Annotated in this window: 4 protein-coding genes; all 4 read left to right on the top strand. The window is 43.7% G+C overall.

Going from position 1 to position 4253, the window contains the following annotated elements; translation table 11 throughout:
* Positions 1-867 precede the first annotated feature (867 nt).
* A complete protein-coding gene (locus tag EZV61_RS19285; protein WP_131417661.1) occupies positions 868-1185 on the top strand; it encodes a DUF1493 family protein in 318 nt (105 codons plus the stop codon).
* Between the two features lie 235 nt (positions 1186-1420).
* A complete protein-coding gene (locus EZV61_RS19280) occupies positions 1421-2452 on the top strand; it encodes a transposase (protein ID WP_131417659.1) in 1032 nt (343 codons plus the stop codon).
* 305 nt (positions 2453-2757) lie between these two features.
* Positions 2758-3564 (top strand): MORN repeat-containing protein, encoded by an 807-nt coding sequence (locus tag EZV61_RS19275; RefSeq protein WP_131417657.1) that lies wholly within the window; start codon positions 2758-2760, stop codon positions 3562-3564.
* Between the two features lie 230 nt (positions 3565-3794).
* Positions 3795-4253 (top strand): transposase (locus EZV61_RS19270; protein ID WP_476695892.1); only part of this gene is annotated, 459 nt, incomplete at its 3' end.

The raw sequence follows: 4253 nt of genomic DNA, 5'->3' as shown, positions 1-4253 counted from the left end.
GCCGTGTCTGACGAGTTTGCTGACGCATCAGGTAAGTATTACGACAATGATGCACGATGCTTTGCGCAGCCGCATGCTGACGCATTGGACAAAGCTAAACGTGATGAAGTGGTTGCCGTAATCCAGACGTTAGTTAAGTGAGCAATGCTAAATACTGCTACCCCAAATAGAGCACTAGCACACAGGCTATAAAGGCTTATGCGCCTCAAGTGTGCGTTGAAAATGAAGCCGCCCAAATGGGCGGCTTTTTTCTTCCTGCAAGTTTGCGCTGATTTTCACTGGACAAATTTACAATGCTGTCTGAGATCTCAGGTGATCGATTTAACAAAGTGTTATGCCCCTTATTTCAGAGGATTTTGTGACCTGACTGATAAAAGCAACAGGAACAGTGGGTTAAGATGTTAACTCTAAATTATTGAAAAGTAGGATAGGGGACAGGTAGGGATAGGTATACATGTACCCCTTATCCAGATAGGTTCCCCGTGTATATCTACTTAGCGTTATACGCAAATAGATAATTTCACTAAATTAAATTTACGTATATAAGTTTGCAGGTGTGTTTTTCCATCTCAAACAGTTTGGTACACTTTCGTACCACTTTTGGCGAAACACCTATGTTAGGTTTTTAGCTAATATTATTTATCTCAATCGGTACTTCGTTTGAGCAGGGCAAAGGATTGTTCATCCATTTCTTTGCATTATTTTAGTTTGGGCGCCATTGTTTAGCTTTGTATTCTTAACAAGCTAATGTAATAGCGTCTAACAAGTTGCTTAACAGGACAAAATACAGTTTGCTGTTGCTCGTGCCTCGCACATTCTAGCAAACCATATTTTGCCCATTAGCAAAGCGTTATACGAATCTCGATTATGGATGATGAAATCAAATTAATAGTTTCAAACGAAGCTAATCTTTCTCTCGAAAAAGTCACTGAGAATTCTACTTTGTTGGGAGATTTACAAGTTGATGGTGATGACGCTTGGGAAGTGTTTGAACAGTGTCATGATAAATTCAAACTTGATTTAACCGACTTCGATTTTAACCAACATTTCAGATCTGAACCTTGCTTTAAAGGTTTGGTTTATCTTTATCGTAAAATGAAATATCGTGACGAACATATAGCCGCTAGTAAAATTCCTATTACAGTCAGGCAGTTAATTGATGCATGTAAAAAAGGTAAGTGGTAAATTCGTATAACAAGCTGTTCAAGCGGGACAAAAAACAGTTTGCTGTTTCGTCCCTCAACATTTTAGCAAACTATTTTTTGTCCCTTAACAGGGCGTTATGCATGAAATGACTATGAATGTATTTGAGATTAAGCCATTTGAAGGCGTGGAAGAGACCAAGGACATCCACTCGACGTTGACAGTTCTAGGTTCGTTTTCTACGCTTTTTGAGTGATAAATAAGCAAGGAAGCTGTTATGACTCGCCCCCGCTCAGAGCTGGTATCGCCAGCCGATACGCCTTACTACCACTGTGTTTGCCGCTGCGTTCGCCGTGCTTTCTTGTGTGGCGAAGATAGATTTACCAACACGGACTACAGCCACCGTAAGGCTTGGGTGTTAGAGCGCTTAGCCCTGTTAGATGAAGTCTTTACCATCGAATTGTGTGCTTATGCGGTGATGTCTAATCACTACCATCTGGTGGTGCATCTCAACCCTAAAAAAGCCGAACAGCTTACTGACAGAGAAGTCTCTGAGCGCTGGGCCAAGTTGTTTAACTGGCCAATCATGGTCGGGCGTTACTTGGCGGGAAAACTCACTACGGATGCTGAAAAGCAGGTTGCCATCGACACCATTCAACAATGGCGTGAACGCCTTTCAGATATCTCTTGGTACATGCGTTGCCTGAACGAACATATCGCCCGAAAAGCCAATGAAGAAGACCAATGCAAGGGACGCTTCTGGGAAGGTAGATTCAAGTCTCAAGCCATTCTCGATGAAGCCGGATTACTGGCGTGTATGGCTTACGTGGATTTGAACCCGCTCAGAGCAGGTATCGTGGATACGCCTGAACAATCGGTTGATGTGTCTATTCATCAACGCTTGCAACAGTACCAACAAGGCAATGACAGCAATGAGAGGCAGACTCCGCCAGATCCCACCGATAAGGACAGCAGCGACACTCCTAAAACCCCGTTACTGCAAGCTTTCTTTGGCAATCACCACCAAGACAAGCCTGATGGCATTCCGTTTAGCTTTGCTGATTACCTTGAACTGGTTGATTGGACGGGCAGGGCACAACGAAATGACAAACGCGGCAGTATCCCGAAAGACACACCACCTATTCTTGGGCGCTTAGGTTTAGACGCAGAAACCTTCATTGCTGCCATTCAAAGGCAAAATCTGTCACGCGGCACCGTGATTGGCAACCCAGCGAGTAGAAAGCGCTACGCACAAACTAATGCGAGAATACGAGTATATGGCCCAGCGTTAACGCCACCGACTGGCTAAACCGAAACGCACCACTTTCATCAATGCATCACGCTTCATTCTCTCAGGGGAAGAGGCTGGTGTGTCTTGCTTTTTGTGGTTCAGAGTGAAATCGTAAAACACCCCTAAATAATAGTCAGTTAACAAGTCTCAAGTCATATTCTTAGCTCAATGACTATTGAATTCTTAGTGCTCAAAGGTGATTCTTCACATGTAGTAAGCAATGGCTGTCCTAGGTGGCTTACGTTATTTGTGAATGATAGCGTTGCTAACTATTTGAACTTGAAAGCAATGATGGGCGCTAGTCAGTAATTTTAAAGGCTGTTATGAAACGTATTTTTACCGTCTTTTTTATAGTAGGGGCTTCGGTTAGCACGGAAGCTGCCGAATTGGATTGTCGTGTTGTTGAAGACATGAGCTTTGAGTACGTAGATTATAGAAAAGGCCAGCTTATGGGGCTCTATTCAGGTGAAGCTTGCGATGGGGTACCTCATGGCATAGGAACGTTTCGAAGTAATGGTGGCACCGAGTTCAGAGGTAACTTCCATGATGGCAGAATTGAGGGCAAAGCGACCATTCTAGAAAGCAATGGCGCAACGGTTTCAGGGGTGTTTTCTAAAGGTTTCAGGCATGGCAGATTTGAGTATGTGAGACCTTCAGGAAATAAATTCTATTATTTCTATAAGTCTGGAGCTCTCGCGAGTGGCCCGATACCTAGCCCTTATATAGATAATTATTCTGGCGAGTTGGATGATATTGGACAGAAGTCTGGGTATGGTGAACTCGTGGTTTCAAGCCCTTATAGCTTCGAGTATCGAGGTTTTTGGGAGCATAACCAAATGTCCGGTAAAGGAGAGCTAAGGTTTCCCAGTGGGGAATACTACTCAGGTGGCTTTTTAGAAGGAAGCTATCATGGAAGTGGTGAACTGTATTTGCCTAATAAATACAAATATATAGGGTCTTGGCAAAACGGTCATAAAAATGGCTTAGGAAAGATCATTTGGTTGCACGACATGAGCTACTTTGAAGGAGATTTTATGGCTGATTTACCACATGGGAGTGGAAAATGTGGCACTGTTGGCGAAGTAGCTATTGCGAACTGTCGTTACATCCGTGGAAAGCGAACGCAATAACGCAATAGTGGTGTGTATTAGTCGCGACCAGATCTGACACATCTTCTTGAAAAGTAGAGAGTTACCCGTTTTGATAAAGGTGTCGAAGCTTTAATCAAAACACCCAAAGGTAAAGGTAACTCTCTACAAAATAAAAGGATACAAAATAAAAGGACACCCACTTTTGTTTGACGAGTTTTTAATCAGCTTCTACGCTTTTGGCTAAGATATCTGAAAGCAAGGAAGCTGATATGACTCGCCCCCGCTCAGAGCTGGTTTCACCCGCCGATACACCTTACTACCATTGTGTTTGCCGCTGCGTTCGCCGTGCTTTCTTGTGCGGTGAAGATAGATTTACCAATACCGACTACAGCCACCGTAAACAATGGGTGCTTGAGCGTTTAGCCCTGTTAGATGAAGTTTTTACCATTGAGCTTTGCGCTTATGCCGTCATGTCTAATCACTACCACCTGGTGGTACATCTCAACCCCAAGAGGGCTGAAAGCCTGAGTGATACTGAAGTAGCTGAACGCTGGGCCAAGCTGTTTACCTGGCCTGTCATGGTGGGGCGCTATTTAGCAGGAAAACTCACCACAGATGCGGAAAAGCAGGTTGCTATCGACATCATCCAAAAATGGCGTGAACGCTTATCTGATATCTCTTGGTATATGCGTTGCTTAAACGAACACATTGCCCGTAAAGCCAATGAA

This window comes from Corallincola luteus, assembly GCF_004336975.1.
GTDB lineage: Bacteria > Pseudomonadota > Gammaproteobacteria > Enterobacterales > Neiellaceae > Corallincola > Corallincola holothuriorum.
The sequence above is the reverse complement of the archived record's forward strand: the minus strand, read 5'-3'. Positions and strand labels throughout refer to the sequence as shown.